This is a genomic window from Mycobacterium sp. MAC_080597_8934, from assembly GCF_000523975.1.
Lineage (GTDB): Bacteria > Actinomycetota > Actinomycetes > Mycobacteriales > Mycobacteriaceae > Mycobacterium > Mycobacterium avium.
In genome coordinates this window covers 231,567-257,654 of the sequence record NZ_JAOS01000052.1, presented here as the reverse complement: position 1 = coordinate 257,654, position 26,088 = coordinate 231,567, and the positions used below count along the sequence as shown (strand labels likewise).

Annotated in this window: 25 protein-coding genes and 1 pseudogene; 5 read left to right on the top strand and 21 right to left on the bottom strand. The window is 69.6% G+C overall.

The window, feature by feature from the left end; genetic code table 11:
- Positions 1 to 21: 21 nt before the first annotated feature.
- The 7 genes from NF20_RS23460 to fadD5 form a co-directional block, all read right to left on the bottom strand.
- Positions 22 to 1,635, bottom strand: coding sequence for a virulence factor Mce family protein (locus NF20_RS23460; protein ID WP_011726386.1), 1,614 nt, complete (start codon positions 1,633 to 1,635; stop codon positions 22 to 24).
- Complete coding sequence (locus tag NF20_RS23455; protein WP_011726387.1) at positions 1,632 to 3,197, bottom strand: virulence factor Mce family protein; 1,566 nt, start codon at positions 3,195 to 3,197, stop codon at positions 1,632 to 1,634. Before NF20_RS23455 ends, NF20_RS23460 begins: the two co-directional genes overlap by 4 nt.
- A complete protein-coding gene (locus NF20_RS23450) occupies positions 3,194 to 4,234 on the bottom strand; it encodes a virulence factor Mce family protein (RefSeq protein ID WP_003874130.1) in 1,041 nt (346 codons plus the stop codon). Before NF20_RS23450 ends, NF20_RS23455 begins: the two co-directional genes overlap by 4 nt.
- Positions 4,231 to 5,535 carry an MCE family protein gene (locus tag NF20_RS23445; RefSeq protein WP_033710405.1) on the bottom strand — a complete coding sequence of 435 codons (1,305 nt, stop codon included), beginning with the start codon at positions 5,533 to 5,535 and terminating at the stop codon, positions 4,231 to 4,233. The genes NF20_RS23450 and NF20_RS23445 overlap by 4 nt, the downstream gene beginning before the upstream one ends.
- 5 nt (positions 5,536 to 5,540) lie before the next feature.
- Complete coding sequence (locus NF20_RS23440; RefSeq protein ID WP_003874163.1) at positions 5,541 to 6,410, bottom strand: MlaE family ABC transporter permease; 870 nt, start codon at positions 6,408 to 6,410, stop codon at positions 5,541 to 5,543.
- Between the two features lies 1 nt (position 6,411).
- A complete protein-coding gene (locus NF20_RS23435; protein WP_003874164.1) occupies positions 6,412 to 7,227 on the bottom strand; it encodes an MlaE family ABC transporter permease in 816 nt (271 codons plus the stop codon).
- 299 nt (positions 7,228 to 7,526) lie between these two features.
- Entirely contained in the window at positions 7,527 to 9,113 is a 1,587-nt protein-coding gene (gene fadD5, locus NF20_RS23430) for a fatty-acid--CoA ligase FadD5 (protein WP_031343521.1), read from the bottom strand.
- A gap of 183 nt (positions 9,114 to 9,296) precedes the next feature.
- On the opposite strand from fadD5, the gene NF20_RS23425 reads away from it, so the two are divergent.
- Complete coding sequence (locus tag NF20_RS23425; RefSeq protein ID WP_003874166.1) at positions 9,297 to 9,989, top strand: GntR family transcriptional regulator; 693 nt, start codon at positions 9,297 to 9,299, stop codon at positions 9,987 to 9,989.
- On the opposite strand, the gene NF20_RS23420 is transcribed toward NF20_RS23425, so the two are convergent.
- Both NF20_RS23420 and NF20_RS23415 read right to left on the bottom strand, forming a co-directional pair.
- Positions 9,986 to 10,426: an SRPBCC family protein gene (locus NF20_RS23420; protein ID WP_003874167.1), complete on the bottom strand. Its 441-nt coding sequence runs from the start codon at positions 10,424 to 10,426 to the stop codon at positions 9,986 to 9,988. The two genes, NF20_RS23425 and NF20_RS23420, sit on opposite strands and share 4 nt — an antisense overlap.
- A 43-nt stretch (positions 10,427 to 10,469) precedes the next feature.
- The gene (locus NF20_RS23415; RefSeq protein ID WP_023863129.1) at positions 10,470 to 10,955 is read right to left on the bottom strand and encodes an acyl-CoA thioesterase; all 486 of its coding nucleotides are present in this window, start codon (positions 10,953 to 10,955) and stop codon (positions 10,470 to 10,472) included.
- A 14-nt stretch (positions 10,956 to 10,969) separates the two neighbouring features.
- On the opposite strand from NF20_RS23415, the gene NF20_RS23410 reads away from it, so the two are divergent.
- Positions 10,970 to 12,082 carry an alcohol dehydrogenase catalytic domain-containing protein gene (locus NF20_RS23410; RefSeq protein ID WP_033712372.1) on the top strand — a complete coding sequence of 371 codons (1,113 nt, stop codon included), beginning with the start codon at positions 10,970 to 10,972 and terminating at the stop codon, positions 12,080 to 12,082.
- On the opposite strand, the gene NF20_RS23405 is transcribed toward NF20_RS23410, so the two are convergent.
- The 9 genes from NF20_RS23405 to NF20_RS23365 all read right to left on the bottom strand — a co-directional run bounded on the left by NF20_RS23405 (position 12,079) and on the right by NF20_RS23365 (position 20,800).
- A complete protein-coding gene (locus NF20_RS23405; RefSeq protein ID WP_003879085.1) occupies positions 12,079 to 12,996 on the bottom strand; it encodes an alpha/beta hydrolase in 918 nt (305 codons plus the stop codon). The two genes, NF20_RS23410 and NF20_RS23405, sit on opposite strands and share 4 nt — an antisense overlap.
- On the bottom strand, positions 12,993 to 14,507 hold the full coding sequence (locus NF20_RS23400; RefSeq protein ID WP_081759561.1) for a flavin-containing monooxygenase: 1,515 nt from the start codon (positions 14,505 to 14,507) through the stop codon (positions 12,993 to 12,995). The genes NF20_RS23405 and NF20_RS23400 overlap by 4 nt, the downstream gene beginning before the upstream one ends.
- Positions 14,489 to 15,235, bottom strand: coding sequence for an SDR family NAD(P)-dependent oxidoreductase (locus NF20_RS23395; protein WP_033712370.1), 747 nt, complete (start codon positions 15,233 to 15,235; stop codon positions 14,489 to 14,491). Before NF20_RS23395 ends, NF20_RS23400 begins: the two co-directional genes overlap by 19 nt.
- Entirely contained in the window at positions 15,232 to 15,984 is a 753-nt protein-coding gene (locus NF20_RS23390; protein WP_033712368.1) for an HpcH/HpaI aldolase family protein, read from the bottom strand. The genes NF20_RS23395 and NF20_RS23390 overlap by 4 nt, the downstream gene beginning before the upstream one ends.
- A gap of 10 nt (positions 15,985 to 15,994) precedes the next feature.
- A complete protein-coding gene (locus NF20_RS23385; RefSeq protein WP_009979754.1) occupies positions 15,995 to 16,960 on the bottom strand; it encodes a zinc-binding dehydrogenase in 966 nt (321 codons plus the stop codon).
- A 1-nt stretch (position 16,961) separates the two neighbouring features.
- Positions 16,962 to 18,173: a cytochrome P450 gene (locus tag NF20_RS23380; RefSeq protein WP_033712367.1), complete on the bottom strand. Its 1,212-nt coding sequence runs from the start codon at positions 18,171 to 18,173 to the stop codon at positions 16,962 to 16,964.
- Between the two features lie 17 nt (positions 18,174 to 18,190).
- A complete protein-coding gene (locus NF20_RS23375) occupies positions 18,191 to 18,895 on the bottom strand; it encodes a hypothetical protein (protein WP_023860795.1) in 705 nt (234 codons plus the stop codon).
- Positions 18,896 to 18,898: 3 nt separating this feature from the next.
- The gene (locus tag NF20_RS23370) at positions 18,899 to 19,462 is read right to left on the bottom strand and encodes a hypothetical protein (RefSeq protein WP_033712366.1); all 564 of its coding nucleotides are present in this window, start codon (positions 19,460 to 19,462) and stop codon (positions 18,899 to 18,901) included.
- Between the two features lie 159 nt (positions 19,463 to 19,621).
- On the bottom strand, positions 19,622 to 20,800 hold the full coding sequence (locus tag NF20_RS23365; protein ID WP_033712365.1) for a CoA transferase: 1,179 nt from the start codon (positions 20,798 to 20,800) through the stop codon (positions 19,622 to 19,624).
- A gap of 113 nt (positions 20,801 to 20,913) precedes the next feature.
- Between NF20_RS23365 and NF20_RS23360 the strand changes: the two are divergent.
- Positions 20,914 to 21,599 (top strand): annotated as a pseudogene (locus tag NF20_RS23360) (DUF427 domain-containing protein).
- Here NF20_RS23360 and NF20_RS23355 read toward each other — a convergent pair.
- Genes NF20_RS23355 through NF20_RS23345 form a run of 3 tightly spaced genes read right to left on the bottom strand, consistent with a single transcriptional unit; the run spans position 21,583 to position 24,598 of the window.
- The gene (locus NF20_RS23355) at positions 21,583 to 22,758 is read right to left on the bottom strand and encodes an acyl-CoA dehydrogenase family protein (RefSeq protein WP_033712363.1); all 1,176 of its coding nucleotides are present in this window, start codon (positions 22,756 to 22,758) and stop codon (positions 21,583 to 21,585) included. The pseudogene NF20_RS23360 and the gene NF20_RS23355 overlap by 17 nt on opposite strands.
- A gap of 8 nt (positions 22,759 to 22,766) precedes the next feature.
- Positions 22,767 to 23,687, bottom strand: coding sequence for an LLM class F420-dependent oxidoreductase (locus NF20_RS23350; protein WP_033712362.1), 921 nt, complete (start codon positions 23,685 to 23,687; stop codon positions 22,767 to 22,769).
- Positions 23,688 to 23,692: 5 nt separating this feature from the next.
- Complete coding sequence (locus NF20_RS23345) at positions 23,693 to 24,598, bottom strand: acyl-CoA thioesterase (protein WP_009979763.1); 906 nt, start codon at positions 24,596 to 24,598, stop codon at positions 23,693 to 23,695.
- A 122-nt stretch (positions 24,599 to 24,720) separates the two neighbouring features.
- On the opposite strand from NF20_RS23345, the gene NF20_RS23340 reads away from it, so the two are divergent.
- Both NF20_RS23340 and NF20_RS23335 read left to right on the top strand, forming a co-directional pair.
- Positions 24,721 to 25,194, top strand: coding sequence for an SRPBCC family protein (locus NF20_RS23340; protein ID WP_009979764.1), 474 nt, complete (start codon positions 24,721 to 24,723; stop codon positions 25,192 to 25,194).
- Positions 25,195 to 25,266: 72 nt separating this feature from the next.
- Positions 25,267 to 26,085: an SMP-30/gluconolactonase/LRE family protein gene (locus NF20_RS23335; RefSeq protein ID WP_019732877.1), complete on the top strand. Its 819-nt coding sequence runs from the start codon at positions 25,267 to 25,269 to the stop codon at positions 26,083 to 26,085.
- Positions 26,086 to 26,088 lie beyond the last annotated feature (3 nt).

Below are 26,088 nucleotides of genomic sequence, written 5' to 3'. Positions count from 1 at the left end.
CCCCGGCGCTCGTCGCGCGCCTCACTGGCCACCTCCGAAGTCAGCCGGGGCCGCCGGGCCGCCCGCGTTGGGTGCGGGGGCCGACACCGGCGCCGGCGTCGGCGCCACCGGGCCCGGGGCCACGCCCGGCCCGGGCGGTGGCGGCGGGATCGGCACCGGGGCGTTCAGACCCATGGGCGGCAGGATCGGGTTCTCGTCGTAGGCGTTCGGCGGACCCGGCGGGGTCTGCAGATTCGACTGGACGGGGGCGATGTTGGGTCCTCCCATGAGCTCTTCCAGCGAGTCGGGCGTCATCAGGCCCGCGGTGATCGGCCCGACCTGCTGGCCCTGCATGCCCGGGGCGACGATCCAGCCCGGCTGGGTGTTGCGGTGCGACGTCGGGGTGTCCGGCACCCAGATACCCGGCACGGTGGTGTCCTTGTAACCGTTGGGCGGCTGCAGCCGCGGCTCGGAGTAGGCGACTTCCTTGGGCAGCGTCTCGGCGGTGGAGAACAGGTTCAACCCGAACGGCGGGTAGTTGAACTTGATCGCGTCGAGGATCGGCGCCAGGTACTGCGCGCACAGTTCCGCCGACTCCTGGTAGCCCAACCGGCTGCCGGCCTGGATCGCGCTGCAGATGAACTGCATCGGGTTGGCGAAGTTGGTGATCGACGGAATGGCGACCACCGACCCGTGCGACGGGTGATAGATCTGGTTGATGTTGGCCGCGGCCGTCGGCAGCACGTGCAGCGCGGTCTCCAGCCCGTTCAGCGGGTCCGGTTGCAGCAGCGCGTTGGTCGCCGTCTCCAGGTTCTTGACGTCGTAGGTCAGCACCCCGCGGTTCTTGTCCAGCCACGGGCGCACCGTGGTCAGCAGGCTGTCGAACTGCTCGATCGCGTTGGCCAGGTCGCCGTCGGAATGCGCCAGCCGGGTGGTGAAGTCCGCCAGGTTCTGGTTGAGCGCGACGAACTGCTGGTCGTCCTGGTGCAGCGCGTTGACGAACAGCGCCAGGCTGCGCACCACCGCGAAGAAGTCGCCGCGCCCCTCGTTCAGCGCAGTCAACGCCCGCGACAGGTTGGTCAGCGTCGTGTTGAACTGCTTGCCCTTGCCGGCCAGCCCGTCCGCGAACGACTCGATGACCTCACCGAACGGGCCCTTGGGCTGCTCGGCCGTGGGACCCAGCTTCGAGATGATGTTGGTGATGCTGTTGCGCAGCTGGTCCCACTCCACCGGCACCTGGGTGCGCTCCTCGGGGATCACCGCGTTGTCGGCCAGCACGGGTCCGCCCTTGTACGGCGGCTCCAGCTGAATGGCCCGCGACGCCACCAGGGTCGGGTTGAGGATCACTGCCGACGCGTTGGCCGGCACCCGGTACTTGTTCTGGTAGTGGAAGGTGACCTTCATCTTGTCGCCGGACGGCTCGATCTTGTCGATCGCGCCCACCCGCAGGCCCATGATCTGGACCTTGTCACCCGGGTAGAGGGCGTTGGCGGCCGGGAAGTAGGCCACCACGGTGTTGTTGGTCAGCTTCTCGTACAGCCGCCAACCGACGTAGCCGACGACCAGCGCCAGCACGATCACCAACGCCCCGAGAATCACCGACGTCCGGGACAGCTTCGGCAGCCGGATGTTGCGGATGTCAAAGATGGTGCTCAATTCTGGCTACCTCCCCCCGCTGCGCCGCTGCCTCCGGTCCCGCCGGGGTTGATGAACGGCGCCGGCAACTGGTTGCCCGGCCCGGGGGGTGCCGGCGGACCCGGCGGCAGCCCCGGCGCGAACGTCGACGGCGGCGGCACCGGTCCGGCCGGTGCGAGGTTCTCGGTCCGGGCGCCCGGCGGCGCCTGCGTCGGCAGCGGCACCGGCGTGCCCGGAACGTCCGGCGGCGCGTCGCCGGGCCGGCCCGCGATCGGGATGCCGGGCGTGGGCGGCAGGCCGGCGGGGTTGGGCGGCGACGTCATCACGTCGACCGGCGCCGGGAAGCCCGGCCCGCCGAACGGGCCCGTCACCGCACCCGCGCAGGGCAGCGGGTTGTCGGGGCGGGGCAGCCCGTCGGCCGCCGGCGTGTACGAGCAGGGCGACCCCGGCGGCACGGCCGGGCCCGGGTGGTCCGGGGTGCCCTCGAGCACCGGCGGCGCCGGCGGCGGCGCGCCGTTGGGGAACCGGGTGCCGTTGGGGTCGGGGAACCGGTAGGCCGGCAACCCGGCGCTGCGCCAGAAGTCCTCCGGGTCGATGCCGCGCTTCTTGAACGCGGCGTCCACCCACGGCTGCGAGATCTGGTACAGGGCAAGGTTGTGCAGGACCACCTTGAAGAACGGGCCCGACGCGATGGCCTCGTTCAGCGACGGCAGGAACTTGCCGACCTCGGTCAACCCGTTGGCCAGGTCGTCCTTGCGCTGCACCAGGATGTCGCTGACCGTGCGCAGCTGCTCCAGCACGTGGTTGAGGTTGGGGTTGTCGTTGATCAGGCCCTTGACCTGTTCGGAGAACGCGGCGATGTTGCCCAGCAGGGCGTTGATGGCCTGCCCGCGTTCGTTGAAGGCGGCCAGCAGCGTCTTGGTGTTGACCAGCAACCGGTCGATCTGGTCGCTGCGATCACCCAGCACGCTGGCCACCTGGTTGGCCTGGGCCAGCAGATGCTTGACCTGTTCGTCGCGCTTGCCGATGGTGTCGGAGAACTTGGCCACCCCGTCGAGCGCCGGGCTCAGGTGCGGGTAGGTCTGGTCGATGGTCTGCGACAGCACGTGCAGCGACTGCTTGACGGTCTCGATGTCCCAGCCCTGGGCGGCCTTGGTGACGTCGAAGAACGCGTCGTAAATCTGGTACGGCGTGGTGCTCTGGCCCAGCGGCAGCGTCGACCCGGGTCGCAACTGCTGGCTGCCGCGGGCCTCGACGTCGAGGATCTTCTTGCCGAGGATGGTGTCGGTCTTGATCGCCAGCCGGCTCTCGGTGCCGATGGTGTTGGTGCCGATGGAGAACTTCACCACGATGTGGTCGCCGTCGATCTTGAGGCCCTCCACCTTGCCGACGTCCATGCCGGCGATGCGCACCTTGTCGCCGGTGTTGATGCCGCCGGAGTCGGTGAACTGGCCGTAGTAGCTGGGCTTGGCGAACAGCATCGGGACGCTGGTGAAGCTCTGGCCGACGCCGATCACCAGCACCGTCACCACGATGCCCATCAGGCCGATGCGGACCCGGTTGGGGGGTTCGAGTGTTCTCATTGCGGTGTGCACCTACCCGTCGGCTGCTGGAACAGCCGGACCGTGCGGACCGGGCCACCGGCCTGCAGGCCGTTGATCTTGAGCGTGATGTCGCAGGCGTAGAAGTTCACGAAGTCCCCGTAGGACCCGATGGCGCGCCCGATCATGTTCAGCGCGGTCGGCACCTTCTTGAGGTAGTCCTGCAGCTGGTCCTGCTGGTCGATCAGCGGCTGCTGCACGGCGTCGAGGTAGTTCAGCGTCTTGTGCAGCAGTGAGCGGTCCTCGGCGAGCAGGTCGGCGACGGTGCCGGCGGCGTTGCTGATGTGCGCGGTCCCGCCGGCCAGCTGGTCGCCGTGGTCCTTGAGCCCGGTGATCAACACCTCCAGGTTGTTGATCGTCTGGTCGAACTGCTGGCGGTGCCGGACGGTGGTGTCCAGCACGGTGTTCAGGTTCTTGATCACCTCGCCGATCGCCTGGTCGCGCTCGCCGAGCTGGCTGGTCAGCTGCGCGGTCTGGTCGAGGATGTCGTTGATGGTGCCGCCCTGGCCCTGGAACACGGTGACCAGCGCGGTGGCGATGGTGTTGACCTTCTGCGGGTCCAGCGCCCGGAACAGCGGCTTGAAACCACCGATCAGCGCGTCGAGGTCGAGCGCGGGCTGGGTCCGCGACAGCGGGATGAACCCGCCGGGCGGCAGCACCTTGTCCGCGCCTTCGCCCTGACCGCGCTTGAGCTCCAGGTACCGGTTGCCGATCAGGTCGAGGTAGCGGATCTGCGCCGTCGTCGACTGGTACAGCGGCACCGAGCGGTCGACGTTGAATTCCACCCGTGCCCGCTTGCCGCCGTCGACCAGCTGCACCGAACTGACCTTGCCGACCTCGACCCCCGAGGCGCGGACGAACTGGCCGGCGCGCAGCCCGCTGATGTTGCTGAACTCCGCCGAGTACCCGTTGGTGCGGTCGAAGCGCATCTGACCGAACACCACGATGATCATCACGGTGAAGATCAGCAGCACCACCGAGAAGATGCTGAGTCTGACAAGGGTTCCGGTGATTTTCATGGGTTGATCGTGTTATCCCCTACCTGGCGGCCCCACACGTACTCGTTGGCGTACGGCGATCCGGTGTCCAGGTGGTTGTACGGCGCAAGGCTGTTGCCGGTGTCCATCACCAGCTCGGGTGCCGGCCACAGGTCGTGGGTGATCGGCTGCCAGCATCCGGGCGCGCCTCCCGGCCCGCCGCGGGCGTTCACCCGGGGCAGGTTCTCGGGATAGATGTAGGGGTTGGGCGCCCCGCCGACCAGACCGGCGATCCCGCCCACCAGCGAGGCCAACACGGGAATGGTCGCGACGGGGTTGAGGAGCAGCCCCAGCCCGGAGGTGACCTCGGTGTTCATGTTCAGTGAGTAGCCGTTGAACCCGCCCTCGGAGGCACCGGTGATCGGCACGATGTCGTGGTAGTTGTGCAGGGTGCAGTAGAGCTCGGGGCTGTAGGTGTCCAGCAGTTGGGCGGTGGGGACCAGGTCTTGGGCGCCGCGCGCCAGATACGGCCCGCCCTTGTTGAACAGGTCGGCGCCGGTGTTGCCGAATCCGGCCGCCGACAACAGCGCCTGGTCCAGATCCTTCTGCTGGGCGTTGATCGTGCGCGACGTGATCACCGCATTGTTCAGAAAATCGAACAGGTCCGGCGAGGCGTCCGCATAGGTGTCCCCCAGCGCCGCCAACCCCTGAACGTCCTTGCGCGCCTGCGGCATTCGTGGGTTCACGTCATCGAGCAACGCATTCGCATTGACCACCGACTGGCCGAACTTCTCGCCCAGACCCGACAACGACTGCGCGGCCGCGCTCAACGTCAAATTCAGCTTGACCGGATCCACCTTCTCCGCGATCGAGGTGATCGTCTGGAACAGGGTGTTGATCTCGGTGGTGACCGAGCGGGCGTCGATGATGGTGTGCGGGGTGATCTTCTGCGGTGACGGGTGCGCCGGCGTCGTCAACGACACGTACTTGCCGCCGAACACCGTCGTCGCCTTGATATCGGCGTTCACGTTCGACGGGATCAGCTTGAGATACCGCGGATACACCTCCAAGGTGAATTTCGCCGCCGGCTTTCCGTCGCGCACCGTCTCCGAGATCGTGCCCACCCGGCCGATCTCGACGCCGTTGTAGGTCACCTTCGACCCGGGATCCATCACCAACCCGGCCCGCGACGCCAGCATCGTCAGGCTGGTCTTGGGGGTGAAGTTGCCGCGGAACTGGCCGTAGATCAGCGCCAGGGCCAGGGCGCCGACGACCAGGATCGCCAGCCCGGCCAGCTTGTACGGCGGGGTTCGCGGGGCGTTGGTCTGGACGGGTCGGGCCATGGCGGTTACACCGTGAGCGCGAAGTTGGGGTTGACGCCGTAGAGCGCCAACGCGGCGGCCAGCACGACGACCTGCACCGAGACCAGGGAGAACCGCATCGATCGACCGACGGCCTCACCGACGCCGACCGGCCCGCCGCCGGCGTTGTAGCCGTAGAAGCAGTGGGTGATCATCACCACCGCGGTGATGATGATGGCTTCCAGGAACGACCAGAACACGTCGTCGGGCCGCAGGAACGTGCGGAAGTAGTGCTCGTAGGTGCCGTTGGATTGGCCGTAGAGCACGGTCGTGGTGATCTGCGGGGACAGGAACGACATGATCATCGCCAGCGCGTAGAGCGGGATGATCACCACCAGCCCGGCCATGATCCGGGTGGTCGCCAGGAACGAAATCGACTTGATGCCCATCACTTCCAGGGCGTCGATCTCCTCGCTGATGCGCATGGCGCCCAGCTCCGCGGTGGCGCCGGCGCCGACCGTGGCGGCCATCGCGATGCCGGTGACGACGGGGGCGGCGATGCGCACGTTGATCAGGGCGGCGAAGAAGCCGGTGAACGCCTCGACACCGATGTTGCCCAGCGAGGCGAAACCCTGGATGGCGACCAGCGAGCTACCCGAGAGGGTGACGAAGCCGACGATGGCGACGGTGCCGCCGATGACGGCCATGGCACCGGTGCCCATGCCGATCTGGGCGATCAGCCGCAGGGTCTCCTTGCGGTAGTGGCTCAGCGCGTGCGGGATGTGCGCGAGGGCCACCCCACCGAACCAGGCCATCTGGCCGACGTCGTCGAGGCCGCGGGCGGCGGCCAGGCCGTAGCGGTTGAGGTTCTCGGCCGCCCGCGGGAAGCGCGAGCGAAAGACGGCGGCGGTTGACATGTCAGTGCCCCGTCCCGAATCGCACACCGATCGTGGTCAGCACCACGTTGACCGCGTACAGCGCGACCACGCACAGCACCACGGTCTCGTTGACGGCGGTGCCGAGCCCCTTGGAGCCGCCGCGCACGGTCAGCCCGCGGAAGCACCCGACCAGCCCCGCGATCAGGCCGAAGACGGCGGCCTTGACCGTCGCGATGACCACCTCGGGCAGGCCGGTGATGGTGGTCAGGGTGGCCAGGTACGCACCACCCGACACGTTCTGCAGGTAGACCCCGAACAGGTAGCCCCCGACCAGGCCGACGGTGATCACCAGGCCGTTGAGCAGGGTGGCGACCAGGGTCGCGGCGATCACCCGGGGCACCACCAGCCGGTGGATCGGGTCGATGCCGAGCACCTCCATCGCGTCGATCTCTTCACGGATGGTGCGCGCCCCCAGGTCCGCGCAGATCGCAGTCGACCCGGCGCCGGCGACCACCAGCACGGTGGTCAGCGGGCCGAGCTGGGTGACGGCGCCGATGGCCGCGCCGGCGCCGGACAGGTCGGCCGCCCCGAACTGGGCGAGCAGCACGTTGAGGGTGAAGATCAGCAGCACGGTCAACGGGATCGACACCATGATGGTGGGCAGGAACGCCACCCGCATGATGAACCAGCACTGCAGGACGAACTCGCGCCACTGGAACGGCCAGCGGAACAACGCTTTCCCGGTGAGCACGCACATCCGGAAGAAGCCACCGACAAGGGTCAGCGGGGTCTCCAACTGGTCGCGCAGATAGCCCACCAAGTAGGGACCCCGTCGACTTGTCGACGTTGAAGTCACCGCTGCCCCCTCCGGCCGTCTCCGCGCGCCTGGTGGCGCGGCACATCGTCTAGCACGCCTGTCTCCCTCACCGCTACGCGGCTGGGGGTGCCCCCACCTCGCCCCGACTCAACGTGTGTGACCATCGGCTCCCTACTGGCAAGTAGTAACGGAGACCACAGGAATATACCCGATGGCCAATCACGTGTGAACCGCATCCGCACAATTAACCCTTCGTCAACAACGGGCAAACGTTACAGCGTCCGTCAACTTTCCTTTCTGGTCCCAGAACCTCTTGCCCCGGAATGGATTTAGCCGATTCATCCGCCTCCGTAGCGGATCCGCAGCTCAGTCTTGAGCACCTTGCCGGCAGGGTTGCGCGGCAGCGCGTCGACGATCTCGAGCGCCTTCGGGTGCTTGTAGCGCGCCAACCGTTCGGTCAGGAACTCGTCGAGATCTTCGAGCGCCAAATTGTCGTTCGCGACAGCGGCGACCGCGATGGGCACCTCGCCCCACTTCTCGTGCGCCCGGCCGATGACGGCGACCTCGACGATGTCGGGGTGGCTGGCCAGCACGTTCTCCACCTCGGCGCAGTAGATGTTCTCGCCGCCGGAGATGATCATGTCCTTCTTGCGGTCGACCACCCAGACGTAGCCGTCCTCGTCCATGCGCACCAGGTCGCCGGAGTGAAACCAGCCGCCCGCGAACGCTTCCGCGGTGGCCTCCGGGTTGTTCCAGTAGCCGCTCATCAAAGTCGGTGCGCGATAGACGATTTCGCCGACCTCGCCGACGGGCACGTCGTTCATGTTTTCGTCGACCACCCGGGCCGCCACGGTGGGGATGACCTTGCCGACCGAGCCGCGCTTACGGATGGCGTCCTCGCCGAGCAGCATGCAGGTGACCGGCGACATCTCGGTCTGGCCGAACGCGGCCAGAATCTGGGTGCCGGGGAACATGGCCGACATCTCGCGCAGCAGGGCGTCCGGCGCCGGTGCGGCCCCCCAGGAGATCACCCGCAGCTTCAGGTCGCGCGGCCGTGCCCTCTGTTCGGCGCACACCGCCTGCCATTGCGCGGGTACCAGGAAGATCCCGGTGACCTTCTCCGCGGCCAGCACGTCGAGCAGTTGCCCGGGCTCGAACGCGCCGAGCGGATAGATCACGGTGGGGATGCCGAGCAGCAGCCCGGTCAGCATGTTGCCGATGCCGGCGATGTGAAAGAACGGCACCCCGATGAACCCGACGTCGTTGTTGATGTCGGCGCCGTTGGTGTACAGCCCGGTCATCGTCTGACCGGTCAGATTGGTGTGGGTGAGCACGGCGCCCTTCGGCCGGCCGGTGGTGCCCGAGGTGTACATGATCAGCGCCGCCGCGTCGTTCGGGATGTCGACGGGTTGGTGCGCCGCCCCGGTCTCGTCGATCAGGTCTTCATAGCCCAGCACGGTGTCGTCGGAGGAGCCGCCGGCCACCACGACGGTGTCGAGCAGCGACTCGATGTCGCGCACCCCGGTGGCCACCGGGGCGAGCACGGCCTCGGTGATGACCACCCGCGCCTGGCAATCCTGCACCAGGAAGGCGATTTCGGCCGCGGTGAGCCGGAAGTTCAGCGGCACCGCGATGGCCCCGAGCATGTTGATCGCCAGCACCGACTCCATGAACTCGGGGCGGTTGAGCATCAGGACCATCACCCGGTCGCCGAAGCCGACCCCCCGCCGGCTCAGCGCGTCGGCCAGCGCCCGCACCCGGCCGTGCAGCTCCCCCCACGTCAGGCTCTTGCCGAGGAACCGCAGCGCCGTCGCGTTCGGCTGCATCAGCGCGTGCCGTTCCAGCTGGTTCACCCAGTTCTGCCGGCGGGACAGGTACGGCTGCTCGTTCGCCTGAGTCGGATGGTGTGCCAATTGGGCGGTCAAACTCAACACTTCCCTTCACTCGCGCACCGCTTGCGCCAGGTTGATATTTGATAAAACTTAGTGTTGTGTGGGTCACATTATGGCGTTGACGGTCTACTGACAAGCCCCCGTCGACACCGGTCAAAACGTAAACCCCGTCCCACCAAGCCACTGAAAGCCCTGGCAAGCCCCGTGAACGCACCGATGTCCATGCAGCCGAGGAGCCGGCGGCGGCCGCTGCGCCGGGCCCAGTTGTCCGACGAGGTCGCGGGGCACCTGCGGGCCGCGATCATGTCCGGCGCGCTGCGGCCGGGCACCTTCATCCGGCTCGACGAGACCGCGGCCGAGCTCGGCGTCAGCGTCACGCCGGTGCGCGAGGCCCTGCTGAAGCTGCGCGGCGAGGGCATGGTGCAGCTGGAACCGCACCGCGGTCACGTGGTCCTGCCGCTCACCCGCCAAGACATCGAGGACATCTTCTGGCTGCAGGCGACCATCGCCAAGGAGCTGGCCGCCGCGGCGACCGACCACATCACCGACACCGAGATCGACGAGCTGGATCGCATCAACGACGCGCTCGCCGCGGCCGTCGGGTCCGGCGACGCCGAGACCATCGCGGGCCTCGAGTTCGGCTTCCACCGGGTCTTCAACCAGGCCAGCGGCCGGATCAAGCTGGCCTGGTTCCTGCTCAACGCCGCCCGCTACATGCCGGTGCTGGTGTACGCCGCCGACCCGCAGTGGGGGCGGGCCGCCGTCGACAACCACCGGCAACTGATCGCCGCGCTGCGCCGCCGCGACACCGCCGCGGTGATCGAGCACACGGTCTGGCAGTTCACCGACGCGGCGGCGCGGCTGACCGAGATGCGCGACCGCACCGGCACGCCGAGCAACCGGGGTTAGTTCGCGGCCAGCTGCTCGGCGCGCTGCTTGAGATTGTCGGCCAGGTGGTCGAGCACGTTGTTCAGCATCGACTTCACCATCGGCGCGGGAACCGGCATCGACGGCTCGACGTCGATGTCCACCGTCAGCAGGCTCGAGGCGCCCATCTCCACCACGCTGAACAGCTGCTCCTGCTTCTTGAACAGCTCCCCCTGCTGCATCACGGTCTGGATCTGGTTCGGCCCCGGGTAGTAGACGGCCTGGATGTAGACGCCCTCGAAGCCCTGGTAGGCGGCGTCCAGCCGCAACTGGCTGGGGCGGCCGTCGTCGTAGCGGGCCAGCACCCAGCAGCCCGTGACCCCGTCACTCCACTCCGGGTACCGCTCGAAATCGGCGACGATGGCCATGATCGCGGCGGCGTCGGTGTTGACCTCGACGGTCTTGCTCAAAACGGGCATGCGCGAAGCATAACGGGGCACGCGAAAGTCCCAGCGCCGGGCGCTATTTCGGTGCGGCGTCCCCGACGGCGGCGCCCGCCAGCAGGGTCCGGATCGGGTCGGGGATGGGCACCGGCTTGCGGGTGTCCCGGTCGACGTAGACGTGCACCCAATGCCCCAGCGCGGTGATGGGCTCGGCGCTGCCCGGCGCCGCGGACCGGAACATGCCCAGCCGGTAGGTGACGCTGCTGCGGCCCAGCCGGGTGACGGCCAGCCCCACCTGCAGGCCCTCGGGGAAGTGCAGTTCGGAGAGGTATCGGCAGCCCGACTCGGCGACGATGCCCAGCGCGGGCGTGGTGAGCGGGTCCAGGCCGGTGCTGGTGTTGATCCAGCCGTTGATGGCGGTGTCGAACAGTTGGTAGTAGACCGCGTTGTTGAGGTGGCCGAACATGTCGTTGTCGGCCCACCGGGTGGCCACCGGCCACAGCACCGGGAAGTCGTTGCTGGTCAACCCCTCCGGGGCGGGGGGAACTACGGGAGCCGACGCCATGGTTGTATTCCAGCATGTCCGGAATTCGGGGGGCGGTGCTGCAGCGCATCGGGGCGCCCCGGCCGTATGCGCGCTCGCGACCGATCAACATCACCGACGTGGAGTTGGCGCCCCCGGGGCGCGACGAGGTCCTGGTCCGCATCGAGGCGGCCGGCATCTGCCATTCCGACCTGTCGGTGGTCGACGGCAACCGGGTGCGCCCGGTGCCGATGCTGCTCGGTCACGAGGCGGCCGGGATCGTCGAGCGGGTCGGTCCCGGGGTCACCGACCTGGCCGTGGGCGCCCGGGTGGTGCTGGTGTTCCTGCCGCGCTGCGGCCGGTGCGCGGCGTGCGCGACCGAGGGCCTGACGCCGTGTGAACCGGGCAGCGCGGCCAACGGGGCCGGCACGCTGCTGGGCGGCGATATTCGGCTCAGCCGGGCCGGCCGGCCGGTCTATCACCACCTCGGGGTCTCGGGGTTCGCCACGCACGCGGTGGTCAATCGGGCCAGCGCGGTCGAGGTGCCGCCCGACGTGCCGGCCGACGTCGCCGCGCTGCTCGGCTGCGCGGTGCTGACCGGCGGCGGCGCGGTGCTCAACGTGGGCCGCCCCGCGCCGGGCCAGACGGTCGCCGTCGTCGGGCTGGGCGGCGTCGGGATGGCGGCGCTGCTGACCGCGCTCACCTACGACGGCGTGCCGGTGGTCGCCGTCGACCAGCTGCCGGAGAAGCTGGCCGCGGCCCGGCGGTTGGGCGCGCACCAGGCGTACACGCCGCAGCAGGCCATCGAGGCGCGGGTGAAGGCGGCGGTGGTGATCGAAGCCGTCGGCCATCCCGCCGCCCTGCAGACCGCGATCGACCTGACGGCCCCCGGCGGGCGCACCATCACCGTCGGCCTGCCGCCGCCGGACGCGCGGATCACGTTGTCGCCGTTGGGTTTTGTGGCCGAGGGCCGGTCGCTGATCGGCAGCTACCTCGGTTCGGCGGTGCCGAGCCGGGACATCCCCCGGTTCGTCGAGCTGTGGCGCGCGGGCCGGCTGCCGGTGGAATCGCTGGTGTCGTCCACGATCCGGCTGGAAGACATCAACGAGGCGATGGATCATCTGGCCGACGGCACCGCGGTGCGCCAGCTGATCCGGTTCGACGGCTAATCGCGGTGCAACGCCGCCGACAGCACCTCGCCCTGCAGCGCGAACAATCGCTGCGAGCCCGGCCAGTCCGGCAGCAGCGAGTCGAAGCCGTGGCAGGCGCGGGCGAACACGTGCAGCTCGGTGCAGACTCCGGCGTCCAGTAGCCGGCGGGCGTAGTCGATGGCCTCGTCGCGGAACGGGTCGATCTCGGCGCAGGTGATCAAAGCCGGTGGCAGCCCGGCTAATTCGGGCCGCCGCGCGGGTACGGCGGCCGCGGACCCGACGGTCGGGCCCAGGTAGTAGCGCCACATCAGCTCGGCGGCCTCGCCGTCGAAGGCCGGGCTGGTCCGGAACCGTGCCTTCGACCCGGTGGCCCGGTCGTCGAGCACCGGCTGGTGCAGCAGCTGGAACACCACGGCCGGCAACGACCCGTCGGGGTGCGCCAGGCAGGCGGCCAGGGCGGCGCCGGCACTGCTGCCCGCGACGGCGAGCCGGGCCGGGTCCACGCCGAGGGCGGCGGCTTCGGCGTGCACCCACCGCAACACGGTGCCCGCGTCCTGCAGCGCGGCCGGGTAGGGGTGTTCGGGGGCCAGCCGGTAGTCGACCGACACCACCGTGCAGCGGCCGCGCCGGGCCAGCTCCACGCACTGGCGGTGGTCGGTGTCCAGGTTGCCCAGCGCGAATCCGCCGGCGTGGCAGTAGATCACGGCGGGCGCCGGTTCGGGCCCGCCGCGATAGATGCGCACGCCGACGCCGTTCGCGTCGTCGTCGACGATCCGCACGCCGGCGGTGTCGGTCTGCGCGGCGGCCAGCCGGCGGCGCTCGTTGAACGGCGCCCGGGTGAGTTCGATTGCGGCGGGCGAGAAGTCGGTCCGGGTGGTGGCGACCGCGCGCAGCGCCGGGTCGAGGCGCTCGGCGCCGTCCAGCGCCGTCACCGCGCGTCCGCCTCGGAGGCCGGGGCCGGGACGCAGACCGCCGGCGCCTGGAACCGGTAGTCGGCCGGCCTGAACCGGCGCGTCATCGACCAGAAGGCGCGTGCGCTGCGCGGCCACTGGGTGACGACGCGGCCGTTGGGGGCGCGAAAGTAGTTGCTGCACTGGGTGGTCCAGACGGTGCCGACCATCCATCGGTCGATCTTGGCGACGAAGTCGGCCAGCGCGGCGGGCCGCACCGCGATGTAGCGGCGGCGGTGGCGGCGCAGATACTTCAGGGCCCGCACGATGTAGCGGGCCTGGGCCTCCAGGACGAAGATGACGCTGTTGGAGCCGACGTTGGTGTTGGGTCCGTACAGCATGACGAAGTTCGGGAATCCCGGTACGGCCATGCCGAGGTAGGCGTAGGCGCCGTCGCGCCACACCTCGCGCAGCGTGACCCCGTGCTCGCCGGTCACGTCGAGTTCGCCGAGATAGTCGGCGGCGGCGTAGCCGGTGGCGCAGACCACCAGGTCGACCTCGCGCTCGGTGCCGTCCTCGGTGACCAGCGACCGCCGGCGCAGGGAGCGCGCGGGGCTGGTCAGCACCTCGACGTTGGGCCGGGTCAGCGCGGGCAGGTAGTCCGAGGAGAACACCAGCCGTTTGCAGCCCATCGGATGATCGGGCGTGAGCTTGCGGCGCAGTTCCTCGTCGGGGACGCTCGCCTCCAGCAGTCCCAGCGCGATGTTGGTGAATTGCCCGGTCTTCTCGCTGCCGTGCTCGATCACCGAGATGTTGGATTCGCTGCGCAGCCACAACCTGGTCCGGTAGAGCTTCTTCGCCAACGGCAGGTGCGCGAACGCCCAACGCTCCCACCGCGTGTAGGGCCGGTCGGGCTTGGGCAGGATCCAGGTCGGCGACCGCTGCACCGAATACACCCGCTCGGCCACCTTGGCCAATTCCGGAATCAGCTGGGAGGCGGTGGACCCGGTGCCCAGTACGGCGATCCGTTTGCCGTGCAACGGAATCGAGTGGTCCCAGCGCGCCGAGTGCATCACCGTCCCGGTGAACGGCTCCTCCTCGACCAGCTCGGGAAGCAGCGGGCGGGTGAACAGGCCGACGGCCGAGACCACCACGTCGAAGTGGTGCCGGTGGCCGGACGCGGTGGTCAGCCGCCACCGCTGCGTGTCGGCCTCCCAGTGGGCGGAGCGGATTTCGGTGCCCAGCCGCAGATGTGGCCCCAGCCCGTATTTGTCCGCGCAGCGCTGGAAGTAGTCCAGGATCTCGGGCTGTCCCGACCACAGCCGCGACCAGTGCGCGTTCAGGTCGAACGAGTACGAGTACAGGTGGGATTTGACGTCGCAGGCCAGGCCCGGGTAGGTGTTGATCCGCCAGGTGCCGCCCACGCCGTCTTCCCGGTCGAAGATGGTGAAGTCACCAAACCCGGCCTGCGACAGCAGGATTCCCAGCGCCAGGCCGCCCGGGCCGGCGCCGATGATGCCGATCGACAGCTCGCTCATCGGATCTGCAGGCATTGCCCGCCATCGACGACGAGTTCGGCGCCGGTGATGAACGACGCCTCGGCGGACACCAGGAACGCCACCGCGTCGGCGACCTCACCGGGCTGCCCGATCCGCCCGAAGGACGCGACCGCGGCCAGCCGGGTCTGGGTGGCCTCGTCGAGCATCGGCGTGGCGATCGGGCCGGGGAACACCGCGTTGACCCGGATACCGGCCGGGGCGAGTTCGGCGGCGGCGGTTTGGGTCAGGCCGCGCAGCGCCCATTTCGACGAGCCGTAGGCGCAGTGCTGCGGGAACGGGCGGATCGCGCCGGTGCTGCAGATGTTGACGATCGACGCGCCGGGTGTCCCGCGGAGCCGTTCCAGCGCCGCGCGCATGCCCAGGAAGGCACCGAAACAGTTGACCCGCCAGGCGTTTTCGAAGGCGTCGGCGGTCTCCTGCGGCAGCGGGGTGCGGTGCAGCACGCCGGCGCAGTTCACCAGCGCGCTCAGCGCACCGAAGCGGTCCACCACGCGTTCGACGGCCGAGCGCCATTGTTGCTCGGAGGTGACGTCGAGCTCGACCGCGATCAGCCGGTCGTCGCCCGATGCGGCCACCGTGGCGGCCAGTTCGTCGATGCGCCGATCACACGCGGCCACCGCAAACCCGTTGCCGCGCAGCCGTTCGGCGATGGCCCGGCCCTGACCGCCGGCCGCGCCGGTCACCAGCGCCACCCGCGGCGGCTGGGCCGATCCGCCGGTCATTGCGTCGCCTCACGCAGGTGTTCGGCTGCGCCGCGGCGCAGTGCCTGTGCCTCGGCGGCCAGCGTGATCATGTCGAATCCCAACTGCGCCATGGCATGTCCCGTGCTGCCGTCCCCGGCGTGGATGCCGGTGACCAGGCCGGCCTTGGTGGCCGCCTTGTGGATGTGCACGATCGCGTCGAGCACTTCCGGCTGCCGGGTCGCGCCGATCACGCCGGCGCCCAGCGAGATGGCCAGATCGGCGGGGCCGACGTAGATTCCGGTCAGCCCGTCGACGGCGCAGATCTGGGTGATGCCGGACAGCGCCGCCGCGGTCTCGATCATCGCGAACACGCTGACCCGCGACTCGTGGGCCGCCGGATCATGGCCCAGGCTGGCGCGCAGCGGGCCGAAGCTGCGCACGCCCGCCGGCGGGTAGCGGGTGGCGGCCACCGCGGCCGCGGCCTGGTCGGGTGACTCGATCATCGCGATGATGACGGCGTCGGCCCCGGCGTCGACCACCCGCCCGATCGGTGCGGCGTCGGCGTTGGGCAGGCGCACCACGGTGCCGATCCGCAGGTGTTCGATGCGGCGCAGCACGCCGGCGATGTCGGCGTCGTCCAGATAGCCGTGCTGGGCGTCGAAGCCGACGTAATCGTAACCGGCGCGGGTGAATTCCTCCGGCCCCAGCAGTGTCGGGCCGGTGACCCAGCCGCCGAATATCGGGGACCGCCGGTTCAGGGCCAGCCGCAGGTTGCTCGGCGCGGTCACGGTCGGCCACTCACCCGGCGATCGCGATCTTGATCCGGTCGGCGACCGGCCGGCAGGCCAGCTCGAAGGCGTCCTGCACCTCGTCGACGCCGAACGTGTGGGTCAGGTAGGCGCCCAGCAGCCAGGGATGCTCGGCGGCGAACTTGCCGGCCAGCTCCAGCATTCGCCGCCGGTCCAGTGTCACACCGGATTTCAGGGTGAGGTTGTTGCGCAGCATGGTCCGCATGCTGATCGGGTAGGTGTCGTCGTCAGCCACACCGAAGTAGAACACGGTGCCGCCGGGCGCGGCGGCGTCGATGGCGTGCGCCAGGGTGGCGACCTGGTGGCCGACGGCCTCGATGACGACGTCGGCGCGGTCGGCGGGGTCGAGCTGGCTGACCCAGCGGTCGCTGGTGGCGCGCACCGGGTCGTCGACGCCGAACGCCCTTGCCACGTCGCGGCGGTCGATCGGGTCCACTCCGGTGACCCGCCGCGCGCCGGCCGCCTTGGCGACGTAGGAGAACAGCAGGCCGATCGATCCCTGGCCGATGATCGCGACGTGCTTGCCGGCCAGCTCGAGCTGCTCGCAGGCGTAGAGCACGCAGGCCAGCGGCTGCAGCCCGACCGCCTGCGCCGGGCTCAGCGCCGGGTCATAGGGCGCCAGCCCGTCGCCGTCGCTGACGACGCGTTCCATCAGGCCGTCGAATCCGGATGCCCAGCCGACGACGCGGTCTCCGGGACGGTGCGCCGGATGCCGGCTGGCGATCACCTCGCCGGCGACCTCGTGGATGGGAAAGCCGTCCTTCTCGGGGCCGCTGCGGCCGTCGTCACCGGGCAGCCGGCCCCGGGCGCCGCGGAAGGCGGGCAGGTCGCTGCCGCACACGCCGGCGGCCGAAAACCGCAGCAGCACTTGACCGTCGGCGAGGCACTCGGGGGTCTTGTCGTCAATCGCGGTCGGTTCGAACCGATACGGCGCGACGATCCGGTAGCACCACACCTCAGACCTCCACCGGGATCTTGTTCCAGCCCCATTGGAAGCTGGACGGCAACCGGGTGGCGGCGTCGGCCCGGATCGCGTAGTCGGGCACCCGGCGCAGCCATTCTTGCAGCAGCACAGCCAGTTCCAGTCTGGCCAGGTGGTAGCCGATGCAGAAGTGCTGGCCGCGGCCGAAGGCCAGGGAGCGGCGGATGGGCCGGTCCCAGACGAAGTCGTCGGGGTCGGGGTATTCGCGTTCGTCGCGGTTGGCCGAGGCGAGCAGGGTGATCACCCGCTGGCCCGGGTTGAGGGTCTGCCCGTGAATGTCGAAGGGCTTGCGCACCGTTCGCGCGAACCACTGTGCGGGCGCGCAGTAGCGGATCATCTCCTCGCGGGCCACCGGAATGTTGTGCTGCGGGTCGGCGCGCACGGCGGCCAGCTGGTCGGGATGCCGGCTGAGCTCCCAGAGCCCGTGGGCGACGATCTTGGGCACGGTCTCGGTGCCGCCGATGAAGATGCACAGCATCTGGGTCGCCACCTCGAGGTCGTCGAGCGCGCTGCCGTCGGGCAGCTGGTAGCCGAGCAGGCCGTCCACCACCTCGAGCGGCGGCCCGGACGGGTCGGCGCGGCGGCGCTGCACCGCGGGCAGCAGGAACTCGAAGTAGTTGGGGCGCGCCTGCCCGGTGTCCACACCGACGCCCGGCTCGGCCAGGCTGCCGGCGTTGACCGCGGCGAGCACCTGCGGCGCGAGATCGGTTGGGATTCCCAGCAATTCGCAGACGATGGTGGCCACCACCACCCCGCCGTACTCCTGGGTCAGGTCGAAGGAGCCGCGCGCCAGCAGCTCGTCCAGGCGTTCGTTGGCCAGGGTCCGGATCCGGCCCTCGAGGTCGGTGACCGCCCGCGGCCGGAACGGGCGCGAATGGGTGCGCCGGATCTCGCCGTAGAGGTCGGAGTCGAACATGGCGTGAAACGGCAGCGGGTGCAGCGGCGGGTCGTCGACCGGGCCGTCGTTGTGCTGGGCCAGCACCGATGCCGGCGGCAGCGTGCCCTCCGAGGCGACGAAGGTGCCGTTGTTGACCTCGAGCACCCTCCAGATGTCGTCGAACCGGGACAGCGCGAAGGTGTCCCACTGCGGCATGTAGTACACCGGGTGGTGGTCGCGCAGAATCCGGTAGTACGGCAACGGGTTTGCCATCACCTCGGCGTCGAAGGGATCGTAGGCGAAGTCCACCGGCGCTCCTTGGGCCATCACTGCAGCGGCGAGGGGGGTAGGGCCTGCAGGATGGAATCCTCCCAGCCATCGCGCAGGGCCGGGGCCACGCTCATCCAGGTGACGATCTCGGCGGGCGGGCTCTCCTTCCACGACGGGTAGTGGTTGGCGAAGCAGTCCCAGCCGCCGTCCAGCGCCCAGTAGTGGATGACCTCGTTGTAGCGGAAGGTGGTGGTGAACGAACCCAGCCAGCGCTTTCCGGTGCGCTCCGACCACGGCACGTAGAGTCGCTCCAGCTCCCGGATGTAGTCGTCCTGGCGGCCCGGCTTGGTCTGCATGATCTCCTGAATCACCAGGGGCGCAGTGAAATTGGTCTCGCGCAGCTGGGCGAGCGTCTTGTTGCTGGGGCCCGGGTACATGATGCGCCCCTCCCCCGAGGCGCCGATGTCGGCCAGAAACGCCGACCATTTTCCGGCCGCGGCCTCGTGGCTGCCGCCGCGCGCCTGGGCGGCGCCGATCCTGGCGTAGTCGGCGAATCCGTCGACCTCCCAGATGATCGTCACCTGCGGCCAGTGACCGTTGTACGGGGTGGATTCCCAGATCGCGAACAGCCGGGCGCCGAGCTGGTCCATCATCGGCCGATAGGTGTCGGTGAACACCTCGGTGAAGCGGTCGCTTCGCCCGGATCCCAGCGAGATCGTCTCGTGCAGGTAGAGCAGCGTGTGTCGGTAGTACTTCTTCATGGGCTAGTCGAGCCGGACCAGCTCTGAGTCGGCGGCCGAGCACACGTCGCACAGCAGCGATTCGGCGGGGGCGATGCCGGCGTCCGAAATCCCTTCTGCCGCAAGCGCATAGCCCTTGAACCTGCGCGCGGCCGCGCTGAGCAGGTGCTGGGCCCTGGTGGTCGCGCGGCTCACGCCCAGCGGCCAGCCGTCGCCCCACAGCGCGACCGCGGTGAGCCGGTTGTGCAGCGATTCGAGCACCGTGTCGCGCACCCGGGCGTCGGCGGTGAACGCGTCGGCGCTGACGGCCAGGCCGGCGGTGCCCTGGCCCAGCCCGGCGAGCCCGGAGTCGAGGTCGGCGGCGCGCACCCCCAGGATCCGCAGCGAGCGGGTGTTGCAGCCGTGCGGGAGCAGCACGGTCACCTCCCAGCCGGCCATCGCCCGGTCGTAGAGCCAGCCGCCGGCCGACTGCACGACGTCGACGGCGCTGGCGGCGACGACGTCGAGCCGATACCGCAGGCCCTCGTCGTTCGCGCGGGTGACCCGGGCGGCGCTGCTGTTGCTGATGTCGAACGTCGGAGCGACCATCGATCCATTCCTCACCACCGCCCGCAACGAATCCGTTGCCGGGCCTCGAGCGCTTGTCATGGGCTTTGCACGGGCTGGAGCCGCTTGCCGGTCCGGGCGATGCGACTCACCGCACAGCGTGACACTTCCGCGCAAATTTGTAAAGCTCCCGGCGGCCGGTCAGGAGCCGCGGCGCGCCTTGAGCTCGGCGAGGACCTCCGCGGTGTGCTGCCCGAGTTCCGGTGCCGCAGAACGCGGTGCCCAGGGCGTGCCGTGGAAATCCGCCGGGGTGGCCACCATCGGCACCGCGGCTTGGTCGTCGGCGCCGTCGGGCACGTAAACGATCCCGCCCGCGGCGTGGAACTGCTCGTCGGCCACCACGTCTTCCAGCGAGTTGACCGGCGACCAGAAGAAATCCGGTTCGCCGGCGAAGATCTGCGCCCACTCGTCGAGCGGGCGGGTCGCGAAGATCTCGTCCAGCGCCGCGATCAGCCCCACCGAGTTGGCGGCGCGGGCGCGGGCGTCGGCGAAGCGGGGATCGTCGCGCCACTCGGGGCGGCCCACCGCGCGGCACAACGCCGGCCAGTGCCGCTCCGGCTCGAGCCCGACGATCCAGAACCGCCGTCCGTCGGAGGCGGCGTAGTTGTTCATGCACGGGTTGCCCATCGACTCCCGTTGCCCGATCGCGATGGGCTGGCCGCTCATCAGGTAGGTGTTCAGGTCGAAGCTGACGGTGTAGGCGCCCTGCCGGTACAGCGAGGTGGTCACCAGTTGGCCGGCCCCGGTGCGCTCGCGCGCCAGCAGCGCCGCGCACACCGCCGCGGCCATCGTCATCCCGGCCGAATGGTCGCCCATGCCGCCACGCTGGAACGGGGGCGTGTCGCCGGGCCGGGTGAGCAGATGGGCCACCCCGGCGCGGGACCAGAACGCGGCCACGTCGAAGGCGGCGCGGTCGGCGTCCGGCCCGCTCTCCCCGTACCCGGTGATCAGCCCGTACACCAGCCGGGGGTTGGCCGCCGACACCGACGCGAAGTCCAGCCCCAGCCGCTGCAGCGCCCCTGGCCGCACGTTGGTCAGGAAAACGTCTGCGCCGGAAAGCAATTCGAACGCCGCCCGGCGGTCCGGTTCGCTGCTCAGGTCCAGCACGACGCTGCGCTTGGACCGGTTGTCCATCTCGAACGGCGGGTTCAGCCCCAGGTCGCAGCCCAGCATGCGGCCGAACATGCGGGCCGGGTCGCCGGTCGGCGGCTCGATCTTGATCACGTCAGCGCCCCAGTCGGCCAGGATGCCGCCGGCGGCCGGCCCGGCCACCCAGACCCCGAGTTCGACGACTGTGACGCCTTCCACCGGTCCCGCCATGGGTGAGTTCCCGCCTTCTGCCGTTCGGGCGTCACGCCATCGTGGCGCCGCGTGTCGAGTGTCACGCTAGCGTGGGCCTCGGGTGGGGTTTGCGTGCGATGGGAGGACGACCCATGTCTTTGGTGGCCGGCGGGGTCCGCTCAGCAGCGATCCGGCGGGGCGGTTCTCGCCGCCGATCCCCGCCGAGGTCGTCTACGTCGAACCGCATCCCCGGCGGGTGCAGGCGGTCAAGGACGGGCGTTCGGTGATCGACACCGAACGGGCGCTGATGGTGCACCGGCGGGGGCGGCCGCTGAGCTACGTCTTCCCGGCCGACGAGGTCGCCGGCCTGCCCGGGGAGCCGGAGCCGGAGGCGCCCGGTTTCGTCCACGTCCCCTGGGACGCCGTGGACACCTGGTGGGAGGAGGGACGCAAGCTCGTGCACTACCCGCCCAATCCGTATCACCGCGTGGACTGCCGGGGCACCCGCCGGCGGCTGCGGGTGCGCGTCGGCGGCACCACGCTGGTGGACACCGACCACACGACGATCGTTTTCGAGACCGCCCTGCCGCCCAGGCTGTACGTCGATCCCGCGCACGTGCGCACCGATCTGCTGCGCCGCTCGGAGACGACGAGTTACTGCAACTACAAGGGTTTCGCGACGTACTGGTCGCTGGTCGACGGCGACCGGGTGGTCGACGACGTCGGCTGGTGCTATCCGGATCCGCCGCCGGAAAGCCTGCCCATCAAGGGTTTTCTGAGTTTCGACGAGACCCGCGTCGAGCTGCTGGCCGACCTGCCGGTCAGCGCCCGTAGCTAGGCCGTCCGAGCCCCAGCTCGTGCTGGGCGATCATGTTGCGGAACACCTCCATGGTGCCGCCGTAGATGCCGGCGGGCACGGCGTGCCGGAAGATGAACTCGATGGCGCCGTCGTCGGGTGAACCCGGCGTGCCGGTGGGCAAGGCCGATGCGGTCCCCAGCAGGTCCATCAGTTCCTGGGATACCTCACGCATGGTTTGAATGAGCGCCACGCGTCCGTACATGCCGGGGGTCGACATGGCCGCCTCGATGCGGGCCATGCCGCGCCCGAGCCGGTATTTGACCGACTCGTCGTCGATCGGCCGGCCGCCGGCCGCATCGGGTCTGGCCAGGATGGCCGCGACACCGTCGGCCGCCTCGGCCATCAGGTGGCCGTGCTCGGAGAGCATCGAAATGTTCTGCAGGCCATGGTCTTGGGGGTCGGTGATGCCGTGCTCGGCGTCGAGGGCGAACCGCATCACCGTCCAGCCGCCGTTGACCTCGCCGATGCGGTAGAGGTCGTCGACGCGCACGTCGCTGTAGTAGACGATGTTGGTGCGGTCGCCGTCGACGGTGCGGATGCCCTGGATCTCGATGCCCGGTGAGTCGAGCGGCACCAGGAACATGGTCAGGTTCTTGTGTTTTGGCCGCCGCGGATCGGTGTTGGTGAGCAAGAAGACGTACTCGGCGTTCTGCGCGTTCGAGGTGAACATCTTGGAGCCGTTGATGATCCAGCCCGACCCGTCCGGCACGGCCCGGGTTTTGCAGGTGGCGACGTCGGAGCCGCCCTCGGGTTCGGTGTAGCCCAGGCAGAGCCGGATCTTCCCGGACAGCACGCCGGGCAGGATCGAGTCGGCGAGTTCGGGCGCCCCGAATTGCTTGACCAACCGCGCGACCACCGCCGTGGTGCCCCAGTGGAACCACGGCGTGTGCGCGCGGCCGACCTCGAGCTGAAAAATCCGCCGGCGCACCGGATCGAATCCGCCCTCGGACTCCAGCTTCCAATCCGATTCCAGGTAACCCGCTTCACCCAGCGCCACATGCACCGGCTCACTGAAGTTTTCGCCGGTTTCGCGATCACGCCGGCGCACCTCGTCGGTGACGTGCTCGGCCAGGAACGCGCGCGTGCTCTGCTGGAATGCCGCGTCCTGCGCCGAAAGTTCTACCCGGGAGAAGTCCATGGTTGCGGCTAGGCGGCGTCGACGACCAGGGTGCGGAACCGGTCCAGGGTCTCCAGCGCGTGGGCCATGCTGTCGCCGGGCAGGTGCACGCTCACCCAGGTCACCCCCAGCTTGGCCAGCTTGTCCAGGCCGTCGAGATAGGCGTCGGCGTTGAATTCGTCGTCGACGGGGCTACCACCCTCGAAGTTGGTGAAGGTGATGTCGATCGTCGACCAATCACGTTGCGCCGCATCGCATCTGCGACGCAGGTCGGCGATGCCGTCGGCGAGTTTGGCCACCGAGTCGATGACGGCGGTGCCGGCCGTTTGGGCCAGCTGCGGCGGGGCGGGAAACGGGCACCAGCCGTCGCCGTAGTCGGCCACCCGCTGGCGCGCGGCGGTGGTGTTGCCGCCGATCCAGATCGGCGGATGCGGGCTGCTGACCGGCCGGGGATGCGCGGTGATGCCGCGGGCGCTGAAATGCCTTCCCTCGAACGAGATGTCGTCGCCGGTCCACACCGCGCGGATCACCTGCAGGGCCTCCTCGAACAGCTCGGCGCGCTCGTCGTAACTGACGCCCAGCGCCGCGAACTCGCGCTTGAGGTAGCCCACGCCGACGGCGAGGGTGAAGCGGCCGCCGGAGAGCAGGTCGAGGGTGGCGCCGGATTTGGCCACCACGAACGGGTTTCGATACGGCAGCACCACGATGTTGGGGATCAACCGCAGCGTGGACGTGGTGGCGGCGGCGAAACCCAGTGCCACGAAAGGATCCAACGCGTCATGCCCACCGGCCTCGAGCCAGCGCTGCGACGGCGCGGGGTGGTCGGTGAAGCCGAAGCCGTGGATCCCGGCCGCCTCGGCCGCCGCGGCCACCTTGGCGATGCCGTCCCCGCTGACCAGCTCCCGGTTGTAGGGATGGCTGTGCATCGGGTGGGTGATGGTGAAACGCATGGCCGTTAGAAGCGGGCCCGGGAATCGATCGCGGTGTCGCTGGTGCGCAGCGGGCGGATCAGCGCCTCCTGCGCGAAGGAGGCCAACAGCTCGCCCTGTTCGGTGTGCACGGTGCCGCGCACATACGACATTCCGGCGCCCACCTGGGTGCTCTCGTGGCTGTAGAGCAGCCAGCCGTCCCAGCGCACCGGCTCGTGGAAGGCGACCGAGATGCTCATCGGCGCGGTGGACACGGTCAGGTGCGCCTGGGCGGTGCCGATGCCCGGATGCGCGCGCATGGTGGTGGAGATGCCCAGGTGCCCGGTGAAGTAGGCCAGCAGCGCCTTGGCCAGGTCGTCACGGGTGGGGATGGGGTCGTAGTGCAGCCAGGCGTACAGCTCCGGCGGGCCGACCTCGTCGGGGCTGTTGACGTCGACGACGTCCACCAGGCGCAGCTCCCGGCCGACCATCGGCATCGGGGAGGGGTTGGCGTCGGCGGGCCCGGCGACGTCGGGCCGGGGCAGCTGGTGGCGGATGACGTCGCCGGTGGGCACGTCGGCCAGCACGGTGATGCTCAGGCAGCGCCGGCCGTTCTGGTGCACGGCGACGACGGCGGTGGCGGTGGACCGGCCTTCGGCCACCACATCGAGGACCAGCTCGATGGGCGGTCCGACCGCGACTGCGCGGGAGAACACGGCGTGCGCCGAGCGCACCGACTTGTCACCGAACCGCTTGGCCACCGCGACGATCGCCTGCGCGAGCACCTGGGTGCCCTCGACCACCTGGCGTTCGTCGCCCCCGCCCCCGATATCACCGGCGGTGTCGGCGGTGAACCGGTCCTGCCCGTCGGGCCGCACCTCGAACAGATCCAGCAGGCCCTGCACCGTCCACTCGGTCGATTCCTGGGAAACCTTGCTCAACTCGGATTCCACCTCTCGTGTCGCCCAGCTTCGCGCTCAGCGTGACACTTTGCGTAAGATTTGTAAAGCTTGGCTAACAACACGGCGGGGCGGCATAGCGGCCGGGCGACGGAACGCACAGGGAGGCAATACAATTGGGCATCGTCACCACCAGCTCGGAGACCGCGTTCACCCAGTCCGCCGAAACGGTGTACGACTTCGTCACCAATCCGCAGAACTGGACCAAGACCTATCCCGGCAGCGCCCACATCGGCAAGCTGCCCGAGCTTCCGCTGCGGGTGGGCGACACCTGGGAGGAGACCGGCCCCGACGGCGACCGGATCTTCAGCTGGCAGCTGGCCGCCGCGGTGCGCCCGTCGCTGTTCGTGTTCACCTCGATCGGCCGGCTGGGCCACGACCGCGACGGCAACGGCGGCCTGCCGGGCCGCATCACGGTCTGCTACCGGTTCACCCGCCCCGGCCACGACATCACGCTGTTCTCCCGCACCATGACGATCGAGGCGGACAAGGACGCCCCGCTGCCCGATCAGCTGTTCGTGCAGGCCAACCCGGCCAGGATCGACGCCTACCACGAGGCCGTCGCGCGGGAGCTCGCCGCGCTCGATTGACACCGGCACCCGCGGTGCATGACACTTTGTCGATGTTTTGTAAAGCGGAAGGTTTGCCGAAGGCATGAGCGGATGATCCCCGAGCCACTGGTCAACGGGTTCTGCTTCGGCGAGGGCCCGCGCTGGTTCGAGGGTCTGCTGTGGTTCTCCGACATGCTCGGCGAAGCGGTGCACACCACCACCATGGGTGGCGCGCTGACCACCCTGCCGCTGCCCGGGCACTGTCCGTCCGGGCTGGGATTCCGCCCCGACGGCTCGTTGCTGATCGCCTCCACGCGGGACCGGCGGGTGTTGCGCTACGACGGCGAAACGGTGGTCACCGTCGCCGAACTCGCCGACATCGCGCCGGCCGACCTGGGCGACATGGTGGTCGACCGCGCGGGCCGCGCCTACATCGGCTGCCAGGCCTTCACCGGCGGCGCGATCATCCGGCTGGACCCCGACGACCGTGCGACCGTGGTGGCCGACGACCTGGACTTCCCCAACGGCATGGCGATCACCCCGGACGGGGCGACGCTGATCGTCGCCGAGTCCACCGGGCGGCGGCTGAGCGCGTTCGCCATCGACGACGACGGCGCACTGTCGGGCCGGCGGGTCTTCGCCGACGGCCTGGACGGGCCGCCCGACGGCATCGCGCTGGACGCCGACGGCGGGGTGTGGGCGGCGATGACGCTGGCGCACCAGTTCGAGCGGATCGTGGCCGGCGGCGCCGTCACCGACCGCATCGACATCGGCGACCGCGTGGCCATCGCCTGCGCACTGGGCGGTCCGCAGCGCCGCACGCTGTTTTTGTTGTCGAGCACGGACGCCTATCCTCAGCGTCTGGTCGGCACCCGCCTGTCCCGGTTGGATGCCGTCACGGTGACCACGCCCGGCGCCGGCCTGCCCTGACTT